Here is a 19,601-nt window from a genome sequence, read left to right as displayed (position 1 = left end):
TCCGAGGCGCATTTTTAATTTTTCGCCAAAAACTCGTTTGTGTAGGCATTGGCGATATCTTCTTTCTTTTTAATTAAACCTAGTTCATAGAGTTGATTTTGCAAGGTGTTCCACCGTTCTTGAGACATATAGCCGAAGCCGTGGTCTTTCGCATCGTGCCCGAAAATTAAGTTCAGCTGCTGTTCAGCCCCATATTTGAGCGCCTCCATTGATAAATCAGGATTATATTCATGTATAAATGGATTTACTTCATCCGAATGATCTTTATAATACTCCCACCCTTTCGTTGTCGCTTCCATAAACCGTTTGACGAGTTCAGGTTTTTCTTTGACCATTTTTTCGGTTGTAAATATTACATTGCCATAAGGCTGGTAGCCGGAATCGTGAATCAGTAAATATTTCGTTTCGATTCCTTGCTGCTTTAAAGCGAAAGGCTCCGCCGTAATGTAGCATTGGGTAACTGACTCTTTATTCTCTATAAATGGAGTCAGCTGTCCGCTATATGCCATTTCTTTCGCATTGTCGAGCTGATAAGCCTTTTTTATATATGCCCAGTACCCTGTTCCAGGTGCCGTGTACACCGTTCGCCCATTCAAATCGGAAAAATCTTTAATATTTTGATCAGCATGGTACAACAACGCCTGCGGATTCACTTGAAAAATGGCTCCGATCGCCACAATGGGTATTCCTTTATCGCGAGCTAATAAAATATCGTCAGCTTGAGTGATTCCAAAATCGGCTTCCCCAGATGCCACTATTTGAATGGGGGAAACTTGCGGCCCGCCTGGCTCTATTGTCATATCAATGCCTGCTTCTTTATAAAAGCCTTTCATCAAAGCTGCATAGTTGCCTCCATGTTCCGGTTCGGCAAACCAGTTCGTGACTTGCTTCACTTTTTCCAATTTTTCTGAGTCCTCTTTGACTTCTTCGTTATTAGTTGAAGCTGATTGGCTGCCGCATCCAGCTAAAAGAACGAGTAGAAATAAAATGAAGATTTTTGTATATCCCTTCCCTTTTGCCTGCATACGAATCCTCCTGCTATTTTTGATATTTTTCTAGTTACATTTCTGCTTCATGCCAAGAACCTAGTGCCGATAATAAGAACTTTTTTCGGTATATTTCAGCCGTTTCAATTCATTTTCCCATCGTTACACTTGTGCATAAGAGGTGACGTCCGCTATTTTTCCTGGATTCAGCAAATGAAACGGATCATTTTTTTGCTTGGTTTTTATGATTTCATCCATTCGTAAACTCCAACCGCCGAATCCCAACAAATAAGTATGCGGATCATGCACTTTAGCTCCTATATTCAGGAAAAATTGTATGATTTCATACAGCCGTTTCTCGCTTGTAAAGCGAACGACCGGCAAGGCCGTTGGAATAATTGCTCCGTTTCTTTTTATAAATTCAAAATGAAGAAGGACTTCTTCACCAAATTCCTTTTTTAACAAATGGACTTGATGATAAAGGTGTTGAATATCAAACTCAACTTGCAAGTAAGTAATATTGTCTTCATTTTTGCAGGCCCACAGCGTGGAGTGGTTCCAAGTAAAATCCGAAAGGCGGACCCCTTTTCGATACTGCTTGGCAGGAATGGTATGTGCCAATATTCCTTTATGTTCGGCAACGAGTTCGACAAATTCACTTTTTGCTTTTTCATCGACCTCAATCATCGTTAACGTTTTTTCAGGCAAAATATATTGTTTTAAAGGAGCGAAATGCTTTGTCAAAGCTCCTTCACATACTGATAAGAGCCTTTTTTTCATAGTTTCTATGCCCGAAAATTGATGGGCGAAATTTATCGCTTCATCTAAATGGTCATGAAAAACCATTGCTTGCATCCAATCTGTTTTCTCCTCGATCGGCAATTGCAGCTCTGTCATGACACCTAAAGTTCCGTAATTGTGAATATATTGCTCGAGTTTATCGCCTGAAACAACAATTTTTCTCGGCTTTTCCTCAATTGTGTAAACCGAAGCGCTGTGCACATTGCCATCCCACAAATTGCCCCATGTAATGGAGCCGATTCCTCCCGATCCTCCCGCCACAAAACCGCCAATCGTTGCTTGAATATATGTGCTCGGCATAATTCGCAGCTCTTTTCCGTTTCGCTCTAATATCCGTTCAAGCTTGCCGATTCTTATTCCCGCTTGTACCGTTACAGCGTTTTCGCCGATTTCAAGTACTTGATGAAACCTCGTCATGTTGATCACAATACCGCCTTGAAGAGGTACGGCCTGACCATAATTTCCTGTTCCAGCACCTCTGACCGTAATCGGAATTTTTCTTTTTACGGCGAATGATATTAACGAAACTAATTCCTCTTCTGACTCCGGAAAGGCGATACAATCGGCCAGTTTATCCTTTAGCTTTTGTGTGAGAATGGGTGAATACCAATAATAATCTTTAGAAAATTTTCCTCTTGAAGCTGCATCGAACAGAACTTTTTCCTTCCCTAAAAGCTGCTGTATTTCTTTTTTCCAAGCCATACTTCCACACCTCCAAAGTTTTCTTTATGTTTGAAACAATTGATCATCCTTTCTATGTCAAAGGACTGTACTGCTTTTCGGTAGAAATGTTGATGAGATCATCCATTTCGAATTCCGCCATTTCCCGCAAAACAACCGCCAGCTTTTCACCCAAACGGTTGGCGATGATTTCTCCCGTTTCTTTTGAAGCTTTTTTTGCATTTCCTAAAACCCCGGATTTCGAAATATCTTCCATCCTCCAAGCAACATAATGGCTGCCTTTTAATTGAAGATGCTTTGCGCTTTCCGGAAACTGGATGAACTCATCGGGACAAAGCTCTTTTTTCACCCAATCGGTTTTGAAGGAAAGAATGAAGGATGTTTCGATTTCTCCCCCGTGGATTCCGTATGCAGCCTCTTTTTCCTCAATGAGATCCTCTGAGACATTGAAGTCATAGCTGTTCAACCGGAAAGTCATCAAACCTGTTTCAATGCGGATATCGCGGGCAACGGAATTGAGTAAATCATGGTTTCCTCCATGTGAATTAAATAAGACAAATTTTCTAAATCCGCTTTTTTTCAGACTTGCGGCAATATCCTTGATCATTGCCTCTAAAGTGCTCCCAGATAATGAGATGGTTCCTGCATATCCGAGATGTTCGATGCTTTTGCTGTACGCAATTGGAGGCAAAATCCAAATATTATCTTCTTCTTTTAAATGTTTGCAAGCTGAATGCAAAATCCCCTCCGCTATTAAAGAATCAGTAAATACCGGTAAATGAGGCCCATGTTGTTCAACTGCACCAACCGGCAAAATGATTAAAGCATTTTGCTTTGGCAATTCAGCAATTTCCTTACTCGTTAGTCTTGCAAAAAATTTCTGTTCAAATGCTTCTCCCTGGTAGCGAAATTCCATGCCGTTTCCCCTCCGAACAAATGATTACTTTTGTGAAAAAAGAAAAGCCGCAGGAAAAGAAAAACAATAAGTTTTTTCTTTCCTACGGCTTGTTTCCATCCCGTAAACAGGATCAAAACAATACCGAATGATCTATGGATAGCCTAAAGGACGGAAAACGTCCTTCAAGCTAACTCATTTTTTTTAAGAATAATTGTCATGCATGCTGAGCCAGTGGAAGGATCATAATCTTTTAAAACCGAAAAAACGTTTAGTCCGACAATTGTTTCCATTTTATATTTAAATCGCTTTTTAAATTCATCAATTAATAACGAATCTGCCCACATTGTCAAAGCTCCATCTACTTTTTCAAGAATTTGCAAAGCAGGATCCCGTTTATGCAACCCGAAAATTAAAATTTTTTCATCCGTTACTTCAACTCGCAGTTGAATCACACCTGTTTGAAAAATTTCTTTATTTACTTCGTTGTAAATTCTCGCAATATCTTTTTTTAATGATTGCCTCTGTTCTGTCAAAAGGCTTTTGTCTTTCAAAAAACCACCTCTTTTCTTAAAAATGATTTTACAATTTTTCAAAATGTTTGATTATTTCTTTGTTAAGTTTTTTTCCACATTTTTTTATTTTTGTCATAAATTCTTACACTTTTATTGAATTTACCTGCATACATTCTTAGAATGAATTTCAATACTTATAGCAAGGAGAAAGGAATATGAAGAGCCTGTTGATCAAAAACGCACAAATTATTACGATGAATCATGCGGATGAAATTTTCACGGGAGATATTTTCATCGAAAATGGCATCATAAGCAACATAGGGAAAAATCTTGCATGTGACGCCGATCAAATCATCAATGCAGAAAATCGGACCGTCATTCCGGGCTTCATTCAAACCCATGTTCACCTATGTCAGACACTTTTCCGCTCACGGGCGGATGACTTAGAATTGTTAGATTGGCTGAAAAAACGAATTTGGCCATTGGAAGCAGCACATGATGAGGAATCGATCTATTATTCTGCATTGCTCGGCATTGGAGAATTGATTGAAAGCGGGACCACAACGATTGTCGATATGGAAACCGTTCACCATACAGAAGCAGCGTTTCAAGCGATTGCAGGAAGCGGAATCAGAGCTTTATCAGGCAAGGTGATGATGGATCGTGGCGACGATGTGCCAATGGAGCTTCGCGAAAAAACAGCTGATTCTCTCCAAGAAAGCGTTGATTTGCTTGAAAAATGGCATATGTTTGCAAACGGAAGAATTCAATATGCCTTTTCTCCCCGATTTGTCCTTTCATGTACAGAAGAACTGTTAAAAGAAGTTCAACGGCTTTCTGAAATATATCAAGTAAAAGTTCATACTCATGCAGCGGAAAATCAGGAAGAAATCATGCTGGTTGAACAGCAGACAGGGATGCGAAATATCGAATATCTTGACTATCTTGGACTTGCCAATAAACGATTGATTTTGGCGCACTGCATCTGGCTGGATGAAAAAGAAAAGAAAATCATTAAAGACAGAGGAGTAAATGTTAGCCATTGCCCCGGGTCTAATTTAAAATTAGCTTCAGGAATTGCGGATATTCCCGGGCTGATGGAAATGGGAGTTTCGTTAAGCTTAGGCGCAGACGGAGCGCCTTGCAACAATAATTTAAATATGTTTCAGGAAATGAAGCTTGCTGCCCTCATCCAAAAGCCGAAACACGGCCCTTCCGCAATGAAAGCAAAAGAGGTATTTAAAATGGCGACCATCGGCGGGGCAAAAGCGGTCGGATTGGAAAAAGAGATTGGCAGTATTGAAATCGGCAAAAAGGCAGATTTAGTGATTCTAAATTTACATCATTTTCATACTTTCCCTTCCTTTGAGGCTGATCCGATTTCGCGGATCGTTTATTCTGCTTCAAGGGATAATGTAGAAACAACCATTATAAATGGGGAGATTATAATGGAAAACAAAAAAATAAAAACACTCGACAAAGAAATTGTTTTAAGAGAAGCAGACCGCTCGATCAAAAGAATGCTCAAAAAAGAAAAAGCAGTTTTCCACTGAAATCCGAAAAAGGGTGTCTTAGAAAGTCAAAATCCATTGAAAACGAAACATCATAAACATTGATATATCAACATTTCTAAACCATTAAAGGGACGTCTATAAGCCGGAAAATCGACTTATTAGACAGCCCCACTCTCCCTATAACAATCTATTATGATTGTTTTGCAAAAGCTTCGCATAATATCGGCCATGAAAATTTTCCACCACGATGCCTGCTTCAAAAAAGTCTGACAATCGTTCACTTGAAAGCAGCTCTTCTGTTCTTCCCTCAGCAAAAACCTTTCCTTCCTTTAATAACAGGGAATTGGTGAAGCAAGGCAAAATTTCTTCAACATGATGCGTCACGTACAGGATCGTTGGCGCATTTGGCCTTTTGGCAATTGTTTCAATCAGCCCTAAAAGTTCTTCTCTCGCCAATATATCAAGACCATTGCACGGCTCATCTAAAATAAGGAGCTTCGGCTGAGGCATAAGCGCCCGCAAAATCAGCACTTTTTGCTTTTCACCTTGGGAAAGGCTGTCATATGTACGCCCGCTTAGTTTTTCCACCCCGAATAGCGTCATCAATGACCCCATCTCTTCTAAATCGTGTTCATCCGGTGTTTCATATAAGCCGATTGACGCGAATTTTCCGCTCAAAATAACTTCTTCAACAAGATCATGTCCGTAAATTTTTTCTTGGAGCGATGAGCTGACAAGGCCTATTTTTTTTCGAACCTCGCGAAAATCTGCCTTTCCAAAAGTAAATCCAATGACGGAAACCGTTCCTTTTGAAGGAAACAAATAGCCGTTTAACAAATTAAGCAATGCTGTTTTCCCCGCTCCATTTCTTCCTAAAATACACCAATGCTCGCCTTCATCAACATTCCAATTTATATTCTCCAAAATATATTTTTTGTTGCGAATGAGCGAAACATTTTCAAGTGCAATCACCATACGCTTGCTCCTCTCCATACGTTACATTATAATTATTATTCCAAAAATTTCTGTTGAAGGGAAGAGAGGATCATTGAAAAATCTGATTTTTCCATCAAAAGTGTTTTCTTCTTTCTTCAGATTGGTTTAGTTCCATTAGGTATTTATGCGAGTGAAACATTTGTAAGATAAAACCGTAGAAATAATCAAAATGTTTTGTAAAGCGTAAGGGGGAACCATTGTGTCAACAGATACGATCGTTTTTTTAATCACTATGGGGTTCACACTTATCATACACGGGGGCCTGACGTATTTAGTCGTAAAGAAGCAAGATTACAGCTTAATATCGGGCTTCTACAACAGACCAGAAGAAGAACAGCAGCAATTAATTGAAAATGGTTATCCGCAGGCAATTGGTAGATTGCTGTTTTATACGTTCATCATTTTGTTCATTTCGGTCATTTTAGCACTTTTTCAAATCCCATATGGATTTGAAATAGGCATGCTGCTGTTTCTCATCGTACTGCTCGGCGGTTCGATCTATGTACAAAAATATGAACTAAAGCATAAACGGAAAAAATATTATTGGATTACCGGAATTGTTGCGGCTATTGTGATCACATTCGTTATCGTTTTAGGCTATTTGGGACTTAAGGAGCATGATGTGATCATAAATGACCGACAGTTGAAGGTAACGGGTTTATATGGGGTGGAATGGCCGATTGATGAGATTGACCGTGTGAAGCTGTTGGATGAACTTCCCGAGGTCGTTGCCAAAAGTAATGGCTTTGCGGCTTTTGATCGTTTGAAAGGATCTTTTCGGCTAAAAGAGCCATACGGTGGAGGAGGAAAATTGTTTGTTTACAAAGGGCGTGCACCGTATGTATATATCGAAAAAGATGATGATTATATCATTTTGAATCAAAAAGACAGGGACGAAACGCAAAAGCTGTATGACCAATTACTGGAAAAGATAAGCGAATGATAATAGTGCACATGGAACCCTGATCTACAAATATATAACTGGAAACTTTACAGCAATTCTCTTTTTCATGCCCGATATCCGAATATTCATTAACAGTGCATTGGAAAATGTATTTAGAGGCTCCCCATTCAGGAAGCCTCTTAAATTTTCAATCATTGCTCAATCCGATCGGAAAACCTATTAATCTACTACCTTTAAAACAATTTGACCATCCTCTACTACCGCGATTTTTCGTTTCACTTCCAATCTTCCGTCATCACCGATTGATGGAATCTCGTATGCGCGTTTGTCTTTTGGCAGATTATCCAGTCCATCTTGCATATGTTTGCGAATAGCTTCCGCATCGTCAACAGTTTTTGCCGCTTTCATCGCTTCAACGAAAATATACGTAGCGATATAGTTGAGCCCTGATTCAGAGCTAGGTTCATCTTTAAACTTTGCTCGATAGTTTTCGGCAAATGCCGGCGCTCCCGGATCATTAGATTTTACGAGCGGCAGCACTCCAACAGAACCTTCTAATACGTCATAGGAACCTGTTATTTTTTCCATAAAATCCAGTTTTGCCTGATCCATGAATCCGCCTTTAAATCCTAGCTCTCTAGCTTGCTTTGCCACTTTTGCGGTAGGTTCTGAAGCTCCGCCTATAAATAGAACATCCGGTTTTTCTTTAAGAGCATTTGTGACAATGGTGAAAAAGTCGGTTTCCTTTGAAAAATCAATGGATGAATGATATACAACCTTTCCGCCCTTCTTTTCCCATTGTGGAAGCAAAGTTTTTGCCCAGTCTTTCCCATATTGTGTAGACGGCGGAAGAGCGGCTAATTTTTTGCCAAACCGTTTCATAGCATAATCTGTAAAAGGTTCCACGTAGCCGTCATAACGCGGCGGTATGCCGATCGTAAGGGAGTTCCCGGCATCAGTTACATCCGGTTCACTCGTATAGGCACCAATCAAAAACTTTTCAGTCTCATTAAATACTTGAAGCGCCATCACTCCACCGCTGTGCGGCGTAAAAATAATAGGTGTTTTAATAATACTTTAATAATTTTGTAAATAATCCCAATACACATGAAAAAACCCCATTTGGATGGAGTGATCCAAACGAGGTTTTAAGCAATTAATCGATTTATATAAACAATCCGTCTTTAAAGCCGATTTCATAAATATAAAAGATGCCGTATAATATACTAATTGCTCCGGCAAGCGAGCAAATGAACGGAACATATTCTTTCACTTTGCTTCCGAGAATAAACGGCAGGCCGAGAATGGTTGTAAAACAAAACATGCCGATGATCGTCCCGACTCCGAAAATGCAGATGTATAAAAACGCTTGAAAATAGCTTTCAACAGTTGTCATCGTTAACAGCACCATTGCCGCGCTTCCTGCCAAACCGTGAATAAAACCGATGATCAATGATTTAATATTTGTAAATTCCGTTTCATCGTTTCGCGCCAGTTTGTGCCTGCCATCGCGAAGACTTAAAATTCCTAAAATCACTAACATAATCCCGACGAATAATTCCAATGTCAATGAAACCTTCTCCGGAATAGCTGTTTTTAATCCGATCACGATCATCCCGATCAACAAAAGGGTAGCGGTGTGTCCAATTCCCCAATATACTCCTGTTAAACTGGATTTCTTTAAAGTTTTTGTCCTGCTGGCAATTGTGGACACAGCAATCACATGATCCGGTTCAGTTGCATGTTTCATCCCGAGAATCAATCCGAAAAAAAGCACGGATAAAAAATTGACTGACACATTTTTCACCTCTTCTATTTATCTCTTTAATATTTTCGTAATAGGATTGGAGGTTCTTTTAATAGATAAGCTCTCGCCAATCGGTGAACTTCCAAAAACAGCCCCTCAATGTGATCGGTATGGTTTCCTAAAATTCTAATCATAAAGGCAGATGGCAAAAATCTTGAAATGCCGATCCGTCCATCAAACGGTCCTCCCTGCAACTGGCATGAAATCTTTTCCATTAATTTATCATCCACTTCGTCAGAAATAACGAGGAACGAACCGTAATGTGTATAGCCTTCCATATTCAATAATTGATCAATTCCCCGATCCCCTTGTTGATAAAAATGATCGAACAAAATCAATCGATTTTCCTTATAAACTTTTAATTTTAGCCGAATTGCATCGAAACAGAACGGCTGCCCGGTTTCAGACCAGCCCGGCGTAATAATTTCTTTGTACAAAAAGGCTGCACCCTTTTCCATATGGACGATGGTTTCCTGCTCAAAGCGAGCCTGTTCATAAACGATCAACGGATCTGACAAACATTCCAGCACGCTGTCTTTTTGCAATGTAAACAAGAATTTCTGCTTGACAGGTTTTTTCGGTGTTTTATAAATTTTCGTTGAAGATTGGGACGTCACCGCAAGCCTTGCCTTTTCACCTAAGGAAATTTCTTGTGCGTATTCATCCCCGTCTACACATCCGCCGCCGACATGAATCACATAAACGATCGGTATCGACGATTCCGTATAGACCGGCTTTGTCATTTTCAAAGCTCCTTGAAAAAAGTGATCCGTAATTACGGTCCGCTCCCCTTTTTGCTCCGCGCGAATCTGCAAAATTCCTTCCATTTCTACAACCCTGCCAGCAGCGCATTTCGTTTAATCCAATTGATCACATTATCTAAACCAATTTCTTCCTTTAAATTAGTAAAAAAGAACGGTCGCTCCCCCCGCATCATTTTCGTATCTTGTTCCATGATTTCAAGACTTGCACCGACATAAGGAGCGAGGTCGATTTTATTGATGATAAACAAATCAGACTTAATCATCCCTTGTCCCCCTTTTCTTGGGATTTTTTCCCCTTGGGCAACATCAATGATATAAATGGAGAAATCGACTAATTCCGGGCTGAAGGTTGCCGCTAAGTTATCTCCACCGCTTTCAACAAAAATCATATCTAAATCCTCGTGTCTTTCTTTTAACTCATCAATTGCCGCAAAATTCATCGATGCATCCTCACGAATGGCCGTATGGGGACAGCCGCCTGTTTCGACGCCGATAATCCGATCCTCCGGAAGAACGCTGTTTTTTATTAAAAATAAGGCATCCTCTTTTGTATAAATATCATTAGTGACAACGGCAACACTGAATTCCTTTGACAAATAGCGAGTCAATTTTTCCACTAGCAGCGTTTTGCCGGCTCCTACCGGCCCTCCAATTCCGATTCGTATAGGTTCCATTATGACTGATTCGGGATTAGCCCCAAATCTTTCCCCCCTTATCTTTTGATCAAGCTTTGCAGTTTTTTTTGAAAAGAAGCAGATCGCTTCTTTCGCTTTCCAGCCTTTTCGCTTCAGCCAAGCAAGCAGAGAGTTTGTAAAAATAATGAAACTCTGAAAACAGTCTGTTAAGACATAAAAAGTCTTACATGCAATTGCTCATGCCTCATTTGTGCAATTTCAAGGCCAGGTGATTGCGCACCTAAATCGTCGATCGATAGTTTGCCAATTTTTAAAACAGCTCTCCTCACATCCTCCTGCAAATCTTTTAATAGCAGCTGCCCTTCTTTTTGACCGATCGGAATGCCGCGGACTCCGTTTTGTACAAGCGTTTGAATAGTGGAATACAAATACGTTACAAGCGTTGTTTTTTCATCCGCTCCTATTTTTATCCCGACAATGGCAAAAACGAGAGCCGCATGTCCGTAAAGCTCCTTCGCTTTTATTTTTTGAGCATATTGTTGCAGTGTTGGATGAGGGTAAATATTTAAACAAAGCTTCAGCATTTGCTCGCCAATTCTTCGGTTCCCTTCTTTCGTTTCTTTAGCCATTGAGCTGGCGTAAAGAATCTCATCCAGCTTCCAAAGCTCCTCTTGTTTCCCTTCTTTTTCAAATTGATATGCAAGCCGGCAAGCCAGTCCGTCCGTATAGACGAGCTGCTTGTCAATGTACGTTTTTAAAAAACTTTTAAATGTACTTGCATCTTTTATTTTCTGCTCAACAATATATGTTTCGAATCCGAACGAGTGGGAGAAGGCTCCGGAAGGAAAGTTTGAATCGCTTATCTGCAATAAAGGCAGCCAATCAATCATGGTGATGATGTCCGACATATCGAAAAGGTTGTTTTATTTTTCGTTTCTCCCGTTTGCAAGGAATGTTCAGCTCGTTTGCAAGTTGTTCTACAAGATGATCGTATTGCACGATCATTTCATTTCCTTCAAACTGAGCCGGCAAATGTCTGTTGCCGATTTGATGTGCAATTTCTCCCATCTCTTTCAGCGTAGCCGGACAAATGACAAGGACATCTTCTGGCAGGACAGAAATAATGATCATATTGTTTTCATCTTCATATAAAATGTCACCATCTGCCAGCTTCTTTTCCTCCTTTAAACGAATCCCTATTTCGTTCCCGTGGTCTGTTTTCACTCGTTGAATTCTTTTGAGCAGATCATCGCTTCTTAAATAGACGCGCTCCACATGTTTTTCCTTTACTGCTTTTGCATAAATATTTCCAAGTGTTTCTTTAATAATCATCCGTCTTCACCTCAAAACAGAAAATATCTTTGCGCCATCGGAACAACTTCAACCGGCTCACAATTGATCAATTCACCGTCCACCTTTACCTCATACGTTTGTGGATCGACATCGATAGAAGGAGTTTCACCATTAAAAACCATGTCCTTTTTCGTCAATGTACGAACTCCTTTGACGGGTTTCACGATTTTTTGCAACTTTAACTTTTCGGGAATGCCGGCTTCTATTGCTGCTTTTGACAAAAATGTGATCGATGTTTGAGAAACAGCTTTGCCAAATGATCCGAACATCGGACGGTAATAAACAGGCTGCGGAGTTGGAATGGATGCATTTGGGTCTCCCATCAAACTATAGGCAATCATTCCGCCCTTGATGATCATTTCCGGCTTCACCCCAAAAAAGGCCGGATTCCAAACAACTAAATCCGCCAATTTGCCGACTTCTACAGAGCCGACATATTCAGATATTCCGTGGGCAATCGCAGGATTGATCGTATATTTTGCCACATATCTTTTCACTCTGAAATTGTCATGATCTTGGCCGTCTCCCTTTAAGGAGCCCCGCTGCTTTTTCATTTTATCTGCGGTTTGCCATGTCCGCGTAATCACTTCGCCGACCCTTCCCATCGCTTGCGAGTCGGAACTGATCATGCTGAATACGCCAAGGTCATGAAGAATATCTTCCGCCGCAATCGTTTCTTTGCGAATGCGGGAATCGGCGAAGGCGATATCTTCAGGAATAGCCGGATCCAAATGATGGCAAACCATCAGCATATCTAAATGTTCCTCGAGCGTGTTGACTGTAAACGGTCTTGTCGGATTTGTCGAAGAAGGCAAAACGTTTGGCAGGCTGGCCATTTTCATAATGTCCGGGGCGTGTCCCCCACCTGCGCCTTCCGTATGGTATGTATGAATGACCCGGTCTTTAATCGCTGCAATGGTGTCTTCTACAAAACCGGCTTCATTTAGCGTATCTGTATGGATGGCAACTTGCACATCATACTCGTCAGCTACGGATAAACACTGATCGATCGCCGCTGGTGTTGAACCCCAGTCCTCATGCAGTTTTAAACCAACTGCACCTGCTTTGATTTGCTCCTCTAACGCTTTTTTTCCGGATGAATTTCCTTTCCCTAAAAAGCCGAAATTCATAGGAAAATGTTCAACTGACTCCAGCATTCTATAAATATTCCATTCACCCGGTGTACAAGTCGTTGCATTTGTCCCTGTTGCAGGCCCCGTTCCTCCTCCTATCATTGTTGTAATTCCAGATGTCAAAGCTGTTTCAATTTGCTGAGGGCATATAAAATGAATATGGGTATCGATTCCGCCTGCCGTAACAATCATTCCTTCTGCCGCAACGATTTCGGTTGAAGCTCCGATTACCATTGTGACGCCATCCATTAATAATGGATTTCCCGCCTTTCCGATCGCGGCAATTTTCCCATCCTTTATGCCGATATCCGCTTTATAAATACCTGTATAATCAATAATAATGGCGTTTGTGAGAACAAGATCCATCACGTCTTTCCTTTCGGCAAATGGATGCTGTCCCATTCCGTCGCGAATCACTTTCCCACCGCCGAATTTTACTTCATCTCCGTATACGGTAAAATCTTTTTCGATTTGAATGAAGAGTTCCGTATCAGCCAATCTAATGCTGTCTCCAGTTGTCGGGCCGAACATATCGGCATATTGTTTGCGCGGCATTTGAAAACTCATTTGTCCGCCTCCTTTGTCAACGGTCCGTTCGTCAAATTATTTAGACCGTACACTTCTTTTTTTCCCGAAAATTCAACGAGCTCTACGATTTTCGCATCGCCCGGCTCAAACCTTACCGCCGTTCCGGACGGAATGTTTAAATGCCTGCCGAACGCCAGCTGCCGGTCAAATTCGAGCGCCCTGTTTACTTCAAAAAAATGAAAATGCGAACCGACTTGTACTGGACGGTCCCCTCTATTGACAACATTGAGCTTGATCGCCTCTTTCCCTTTATTGCAAACAATCGGAGCTGATTTTAATCGATATTCCCCTGGAATCATTTTTTCACCTCTTTTACCGGATCGGATCATGGACGGTTACAAGCTTCGTTCCGTCTGGAAATGTTGCCTCCACCTGGATATTTTCGATCATTTCCGGAACGCCTTCCATCACATCATCTCTAGTTAAAATTTTTGTGCCATATTGCATCAACTCCGAAACCGTCCGTCCTTCCCTTGCGCCCTCCATAATCTCATATGTGATGATGGCCACTGCTTCCGCATAGTTCAGCTTCAAGCCTTTTCTCTGCCTTCTGCGCGCTAAATCTGCAGCAACAACGACCATCAATTTTTCCTGCTCTCGGGCTGTCAGCTTCATAACACCCTTCCTTTCTAACAGACAATCAAAAATAACACGATTTTCTTACATTCCATTTCCCTCAATGGGTTGAAGATAAAAGGTGTTTTTATGTTATTTTTTATTACAAATATAATTCACACTATGTGAAACACCAAGTGTTATGTTATATTTTTTAACATGGAAAATTTAAAAAAATTTTTCTAGGGGGAGGAGGAAGTTTTAAATTAAACTACTAAATATTGTTGAATGTCTTCAATATTTGTGTTTTTTACTACACCCTTTGATACAACAGTTCTTTTGTCCAAAATATAGTATTCATCAGAACAGGCAAATGCTGAATCTATGCTGTGCTCAACTAAAACGACGCCAATTCCTTTTTTGGACGCAATTTTTACAATGACCTCCTGTATTTGCTCTACTATAGATGGTTGAATCCCTTCCATCGGTTCGTCCAGCAATAATAGCTCGGGCTGCCCGGCAAGAGCCCTCGCAATGGCCAATTGCTGCTGCTGCCCGCCGCTTAAATCTCCTCCTTTTCTCTTCAACATTTCCTTTAAAACAGGAAAAAGCTCGAAAATTTCCTCTAAAACAAGCGTTTTTTCTATCTTTTTCGAAACAGCTTCAAAGCCTAAAATGAGATTTTCTTCCACAGTCAGCGAAGAGAAAATCTCCCTGCCTTGGGGAACATATCCGATTCCTTTTTTTGCCCTCCTTTCCGGAAGCTCATGTGTAATTTCCTGATCATTCCAATAAATAGTCCCGTCCATCGGCTTTAACAATCCAATAATCGTTTTGATCAATGTTGTTTTTCCCGCCCCGTTTCTTCCAAGAATGGAAACGACCTTTCCTTTTTCAACTTCAAGATGGACATTATTCAACACCATCGTTTCATCATATCCTGCTTTCAAACTAGATATTTTTAGCACACCTTTGCCTCCCTTCCTAAATAAACCTCTGCAACAAGCTCATTTTGCTGCACTTCCTCCATGGAACCTTCACACAAAATTTTCCCTTCATGCATAACTGTTACCTGTTCAGCAAAATTCCGAACAAAATCCATATCATGTTCAACAATCAGCACTGCGCATTTCTCAGCTATTTCTTGAATAAACAAGCCGGTTTTCTCCCTTTCCGCCCCAGTCATGCCGGCAATCGGTTCATCAAGAAGTAAAACTTCCGGTTTTTGCAGCAGCTGCATGCCGATTTCAAGCCATTGTTTCTGGCCGTGGGACAGCAAGCCTGCTGGGTCATAAGCTCGATCTAAAAGATCGGTTCTCTCAAGCATTGCCGTAATTTCGTCTTTTTCATCCGCGGTTAATTTCGCCTTCATAACGGAAACAAGATTTCTATTTTGTTTGATCGATAACTCCATGTTTTCAAATACGGTTAATTCAGTAAAAACGGACGGATTTTGAAATTTTCTAGCGATTCCATGCCGAACGATTTCGTGCTCTCTCCGCTTTGTCAAATCTACTCCTTGAAACATCACTTTTCCATCTGCTGCTTTTGTTTTGCCGCAGATGACATCAAGAAGAGTCGTTTTGCCCGCACCATTCGGACCAATTAAAAAACGAATTTCTCCGTGATGAACATCTAAATTGACACCTTGAAGCGCTTTAAAGCCGTCAAAATCAACAATAATATCATGACACGACAGAATCGGATTCACCTTTTTTCACACCTCGTATACTAAGTTTCAGAAAGTTTTTTTATCGAATTTCCAGTCCGATACGCTCCTTGACAATCGCATATCTTGGGTGGTTGCCTTTGTGGGAGGGGCGCGCCCCTCCCACAAAGGGTTCAGCGTACCGGGGTTGGACTTTTCGCAATGTTCCTGGATAATGGTCTTAGGATCATCGGGGATACTCTTCTCACTCCTGTAGCTTTGACTACTTGTAAAGTCTGTCTCCTCGGCCCCTGTTTGGACGTCTAACCCGCAGGCTGTTCCCGTTGGTTTTCCCCATGCTGGAAGGAGCAGCTTCCAGGGCAGCCCATGGTCCAACGTGAGTTCTCATATGCGAGGGTGACTGGTCAACAGGCGCGATCCGGGGGCATCCCGAAGAGTCCTACCCCTCGATCCTACAACAATAGGAGGTGATCTCATGAAACTCTACGTCGGGATCGACGTGAGCTCACGCGACTTAGCCACCTGCATTATGGATCATGAAGGAAATACGTGCGCACGCTTCAAAGTGGATAATCATCTTCTGGGCGCCACCTTCCTTCGGGATCAAATCCTCCTGTGGGCTAACAAGCGAAAGCCAACCGAAATTCTGATCGGGATGGAAGCCACCTCGGTCTACAGTTGGCATCCAGCTATGTTTTTCCACCAGCAGGAGGCCTTGCAGGCTTGGAACGTCAAGGTGTTTACGATCAATCCAAAGCTCATTCGCAAGTTTAAAGAAGCCTATGTCGACTTGGAGAAAACGGATGACATCGATGCTTGGATCATTGCGGATCGGCTTCGCTTCGGCCGTCTGAAGATGACGGCTGTCCTCAAGGAGCAGTTTCTCGCGCTTCAGCGACTGACACGCATGCGATATCATCTCGTCCACCAGTTAACCCGTGAGAAACAGTATTTTCTCCAGCACTTGTTTTACAAATGCAGTTCCTTTACCCAAGAGGTGGACAGTTCGATCTTCGGACATGCCATTCTCGAACTGCTGCTTGAGTCGTGGAGCCTCGATGACATCTGCCAAATGGATGTCAAGCAGTTGGCCGACTTCCTGCGCCAAAAAGGGCGCAATCGCTTTGCCGATCCGGAATGCATCGCCAAGTCGATTCAAAAGGCGGCCCGTTCGTCGTATCGGTTGTCCAAGTGTGTCGAGGATTCCATCGACTTGCTGTTAGGGCTGTCGATTCAATCAATCCGCAGCCTGCAATCGCAGCTCAAAGAGCTCGATAAAGCCATTACCCGCCATCTTGAAGGCATTCCGAACACACTGCAAACCATCCCAGGCATCGGACCGGTTTATACCGCAGGCATCCTGGCCGAAATCGGGCAAATCGAGCGGTTTCACAACCAGGCCGCCTTGGCAAAATATGCCGGCTTGACATGGTCCAAGCACCAATCGGGCCGTTTTCAAGCCGAGGACACCTCCCTCATTCGTTCCGGCAATCGCTATCTCCGTTACTACCTAGTGGAGGCTGCCAACTCGGTGCAACGGCATGATGCGACGTTTCGTGCGTACTACCGGAAGAAGTATGAGGAAGTGCCCAAACACCAACATAAACGAGCCCTCGTCCTCACCGCTAGAAAACTCGTGCGTGTGATCGATGCGCTGCTACGCAACGGTCAAATCTACACGCCAAGAAAGGGGGAAGATCGATAAGAGGATCGATCTGGTATACCAATATCAACCTTTAGACCCAGTTTATTACATGTACCAATACTGGGTTTCTTCAGTATTGCCTTTTTTCGGATCATCGGACAAGGGAATTTCCAATTTCTATGATTTTTCACCTTGACATATTACCGCAGGACTTTTTCAAAAAATTTCGCAATACGCTTTGGAAAAGCTTCGAACAACCCGGCAATTCCTTTCGGGAAAAAAACAACGATCAAAATGAATAGAATGCCTAAGCAGAAAAGCCAAACATCCGGATATGTTTCACTGAAAAAGCTTTTGGCTCCGTTTGTTAAAATCGCTCCAATTATGGCGCCGAATAACGAATGACGGCCGCCGATGGCTACCCATAAAACCATTTCAATTGAAGGGATAATATCCATCATCGAAGGAGAAATGAGACCGACCTGCAAAACAAACAACGCGCCAGCTATTCCGGCAAACGAAGCCGATAAACTGTAAATAAACACTTTAAAAACAGCCGGATCAAATCCTAAAAACCGAAGTCGGTTTTCGCCGTCCCGAATGGCAATTAATACATGGCCAAGTCTGCTTTTGGTAATCCAAACAGATAACATAAAAATGGCAAACAAAGCGAAAACGGTAATAGCATATAAAACAATTTGTACCATTGGTGAGGATAAAGAAAACCCAAAAACGGTGCTAAAATTGGTTAATCCGTTTGTACCGCCTGTCAAATCCTGTTTGGCAATTAAAAGTGTGACGACGACAACAACGACTGCCTGTGACAAAAGAGAAAAATAGACGCCTTTGATCCGGTTTTTAAACGTAAGCATGCCCAAAACCACTGCCAGCATTGCTGGTATGAAAATTGCTGCCATTATGGAAAAGAAAGGATTAAAGAAGGGCTTCCAAAACCACGGAAGCTCCTGCACTCCGTTCCATTCCATAAAATCCGGCAACGCTCCTTTTGAAGCCTCCAATTTTAAATACATCGCCATGCAATAAGCTCCAATCCCAAAATACACGCCGTGACCTAAGCTTAATATCCCGGTGTACCCCCAAATAAGACAGATTCCTACTGCAATGATCGCATAGCAAAGAAATTTTCCGAGCAACGCTAAGCGGAATTCGGTTAAATAAAACGGGGCCAGAAGTAAAATCAGGAAAAATAACAGATAAATCATTTGTTTTCTGCGCATAATCCGTCCTCCTAATCCAATGCCCTTGTGCGATAAGAGAAAATACCTAACGGTTTCCACTGCAAAAATAAAATGATCACTGCAAATACAATGACTTTTGCCATCGTGGCGCCGAAGGAATATTCAACAACAGTGCTAAGCATTCCAATGCCAAATGCGCCGATAATCGTCCCTTTCAATCCGCCAATTCCTCCTAAAATGACAACCATAAACGCATCGACAATATAGTACGTTCCAATTGTAGGGCCGATCGGTCCTAATAAAGTTAAGCTACAGCCAGCGATTCCGGCTAATCCAGCTCCGAGAGCAAAGCCTAGAGAATCTATTTTTCTTGTAAAAATTCCTAAACAAGAGGCCATATTTCTATTCATCGTGACCGCTCTTATTCTCAAACCGGTAGACGTTTTGTTTAAATAATAATAAAGCAAAGCGATACAAACGATTGACAGAGATAAAATTAACAACCTTTTATAAGGCAATGTAATGCCAAATATTTGCCAGCCTCCATCCATCCAAGCAGGTGCAACAACCGCAACATTCGGAGCGCCAAATATGGATCTGGCAATCTGCTGCAAAATCAAACTAATTCCCCAAGTGGCCAAAAGACTGTCTGTTGGTCGATTATATAGAAAACGAATGATTCCTTTTTCAAGCAGATAACCGATAAACGAAGCAACGAGAAATGAAATCGGTATAGCAATAAAGTAGTAATAATTAAACAAGCTTTCCGGCAAATATTTAGAAAAAATGAGCTGCATTACATAGGTTGCATACGCACCGACCATAATTAATTCACCGTGGGCCATGTTGATGACATTCATTAAGCCAAACGTTATAGCTAAGCCAAGGGCGATCAATAACATGATCGATCCAAGGCTCAACCCGTTAAACAGTTGACTGATGAAAATTGACAAGCTGTTCA

Annotated in this window: 20 protein-coding genes and 1 pseudogene; 3 read left to right on the top strand and 18 right to left on the bottom strand. The window is 41.7% G+C overall.

Annotated elements, in window-relative coordinates; all coding sequences use genetic code 11:
• Positions 1–14: 14 nt before the first annotated feature.
• The 4 genes from NSU02_RS07800 to NSU02_RS07785 form a co-directional block, all read right to left on the bottom strand.
• Entirely contained in the window at positions 15–1,025 is a 1,011-nt protein-coding gene (locus tag NSU02_RS07800) for an ABC transporter substrate-binding protein (RefSeq protein WP_311067179.1), read from the bottom strand.
• A 123-nt stretch (positions 1,026–1,148) separates the two neighbouring features.
• On the bottom strand, positions 1,149–2,489 hold the full coding sequence (locus tag NSU02_RS07795) for an FAD-binding oxidoreductase (protein ID WP_339195110.1): 1,341 nt from the start codon (positions 2,487–2,489) through the stop codon (positions 1,149–1,151).
• A gap of 52 nt (positions 2,490–2,541) precedes the next feature.
• On the bottom strand, positions 2,542–3,384 hold the full coding sequence (locus tag NSU02_RS07790) for a creatininase family protein (protein ID WP_130158033.1): 843 nt from the start codon (positions 3,382–3,384) through the stop codon (positions 2,542–2,544).
• Positions 3,385–3,548: 164 nt separating this feature from the next.
• Positions 3,549–3,917 (bottom strand): Na-translocating system protein MpsC family protein, encoded by a 369-nt coding sequence (locus tag NSU02_RS07785; protein WP_063386888.1) that lies wholly within the window; start codon positions 3,915–3,917, stop codon positions 3,549–3,551.
• Between the two features lie 176 nt (positions 3,918–4,093).
• Between NSU02_RS07785 and NSU02_RS07780 the strand changes: the two genes are divergently transcribed.
• Positions 4,094–5,431 carry a 5'-deoxyadenosine deaminase gene (locus NSU02_RS07780; RefSeq protein WP_063386887.1) on the top strand — a complete coding sequence of 446 codons (1,338 nt, stop codon included), beginning with the start codon at positions 4,094–4,096 and terminating at the stop codon, positions 5,429–5,431.
• 138 nt (positions 5,432–5,569) lie between these two features.
• Here the strand turns inward: NSU02_RS07780 and NSU02_RS07775 are convergent, their stop codons facing one another.
• Positions 5,570–6,367 carry an ABC transporter ATP-binding protein gene (locus NSU02_RS07775; protein ID WP_339195106.1) on the bottom strand — a complete coding sequence of 266 codons (798 nt, stop codon included), beginning with the start codon at positions 6,365–6,367 and terminating at the stop codon, positions 5,570–5,572.
• A 220-nt stretch (positions 6,368–6,587) separates the two neighbouring features.
• Here NSU02_RS07775 and NSU02_RS07770 point away from each other — a divergent pair, with 220 nt between their 5' ends.
• Entirely contained in the window at positions 6,588–7,331 is a 744-nt protein-coding gene (locus tag NSU02_RS07770; protein WP_242009367.1) for a DUF3784 domain-containing protein, read from the top strand.
• Between the two features lie 180 nt (positions 7,332–7,511).
• Here NSU02_RS07770 and NSU02_RS07765 read toward each other — a convergent pair.
• The 11 genes and pseudogenes from NSU02_RS07765 to urtD all read right to left on the bottom strand — a co-directional run.
• Positions 7,512–8,366: pseudogene (locus tag NSU02_RS07765) on the bottom strand (ABC transporter substrate-binding protein); the annotation flags it as partial.
• A 91-nt stretch (positions 8,367–8,457) separates the two neighbouring features.
• Entirely contained in the window at positions 8,458–9,090 is a 633-nt protein-coding gene (locus NSU02_RS07760) for an urease accessory protein UreH (RefSeq protein ID WP_339195103.1), read from the bottom strand.
• Positions 9,091–9,116: 26 nt separating this feature from the next.
• Positions 9,117–9,926, bottom strand: a complete 810-nt coding sequence (locus NSU02_RS07755; RefSeq protein WP_066248729.1) for an urease accessory protein UreD — start codon at positions 9,924–9,926, stop codon at positions 9,117–9,119.
• 2 nt (positions 9,927–9,928) lie between these two features.
• On the bottom strand, positions 9,929–10,537 hold the full coding sequence (gene ureG / locus NSU02_RS07750) for an urease accessory protein UreG (RefSeq protein WP_063386865.1): 609 nt from the start codon (positions 10,535–10,537) through the stop codon (positions 9,929–9,931).
• A gap of 167 nt (positions 10,538–10,704) precedes the next feature.
• Positions 10,705–11,388, bottom strand: a complete 684-nt coding sequence (locus NSU02_RS07745; protein ID WP_339195099.1) for an urease accessory protein UreF — start codon at positions 11,386–11,388, stop codon at positions 10,705–10,707.
• A complete protein-coding gene (ureE, locus tag NSU02_RS07740; protein ID WP_063386864.1) occupies positions 11,381–11,830 on the bottom strand; it encodes an urease accessory protein UreE in 450 nt (149 codons plus the stop codon). Before ureE ends, NSU02_RS07745 begins: the two co-directional genes overlap by 8 nt.
• An 11-nt stretch (positions 11,831–11,841) precedes the next feature.
• A complete protein-coding gene (ureC, locus tag NSU02_RS07735; protein ID WP_339195096.1) occupies positions 11,842–13,551 on the bottom strand; it encodes an urease subunit alpha in 1,710 nt (569 codons plus the stop codon).
• Positions 13,548–13,871: an urease subunit beta gene (locus NSU02_RS07730; RefSeq protein WP_063386862.1), complete on the bottom strand. Its 324-nt coding sequence runs from the start codon at positions 13,869–13,871 to the stop codon at positions 13,548–13,550. The genes ureC and NSU02_RS07730 overlap by 4 nt, the downstream gene beginning before the upstream one ends.
• Positions 13,872–13,884: 13 nt before the next feature.
• The gene (locus NSU02_RS07725; protein WP_063386861.1) at positions 13,885–14,187 is read right to left on the bottom strand and encodes an urease subunit gamma; all 303 of its coding nucleotides are present in this window, start codon (positions 14,185–14,187) and stop codon (positions 13,885–13,887) included.
• Between the two features lie 206 nt (positions 14,188–14,393).
• The gene (gene urtE, locus NSU02_RS07720; protein ID WP_066248741.1) at positions 14,394–15,095 is read right to left on the bottom strand and encodes an urea ABC transporter ATP-binding subunit UrtE; all 702 of its coding nucleotides are present in this window, start codon (positions 15,093–15,095) and stop codon (positions 14,394–14,396) included.
• Positions 15,089–15,838 carry an urea ABC transporter ATP-binding protein UrtD gene (gene urtD / locus NSU02_RS07715; RefSeq protein ID WP_094245566.1) on the bottom strand — a complete coding sequence of 250 codons (750 nt, stop codon included), beginning with the start codon at positions 15,836–15,838 and terminating at the stop codon, positions 15,089–15,091. Before urtD ends, urtE begins: the two co-directional genes overlap by 7 nt.
• Before the next feature lie 433 nt (positions 15,839–16,271).
• On the opposite strand from urtD, the gene NSU02_RS07710 reads away from it, so the two are divergent.
• Entirely contained in the window at positions 16,272–17,501 is a 1,230-nt protein-coding gene (locus tag NSU02_RS07710; protein ID WP_027725928.1) for an IS110 family transposase, read from the top strand.
• A 140-nt stretch (positions 17,502–17,641) separates the two neighbouring features.
• On the opposite strand, the gene urtC is transcribed toward NSU02_RS07710, so the two are convergent.
• A complete protein-coding gene (gene urtC, locus NSU02_RS07705) occupies positions 17,642–18,679 on the bottom strand; it encodes an urea ABC transporter permease subunit UrtC (protein ID WP_339195093.1) in 1,038 nt (345 codons plus the stop codon).
• A gap of 11 nt (positions 18,680–18,690) precedes the next feature.
• Entirely contained in the window at positions 18,691–19,593 is a 903-nt protein-coding gene (gene urtB, locus NSU02_RS07700; RefSeq protein WP_063386857.1) for an urea ABC transporter permease subunit UrtB, read from the bottom strand.
• Between the last annotated feature and the right edge of the window lie 8 nt (positions 19,594–19,601).

This window comes from Aeribacillus sp. FSL W8-0870 (assembly GCF_037963755.1).
In the GTDB taxonomy this organism is placed as follows: Bacteria; Bacillota; Bacilli; order Bacillales; family Aeribacillaceae; genus Aeribacillus; species Aeribacillus composti.
This window is presented reverse-complemented; position numbering and strand designations above follow the sequence as displayed.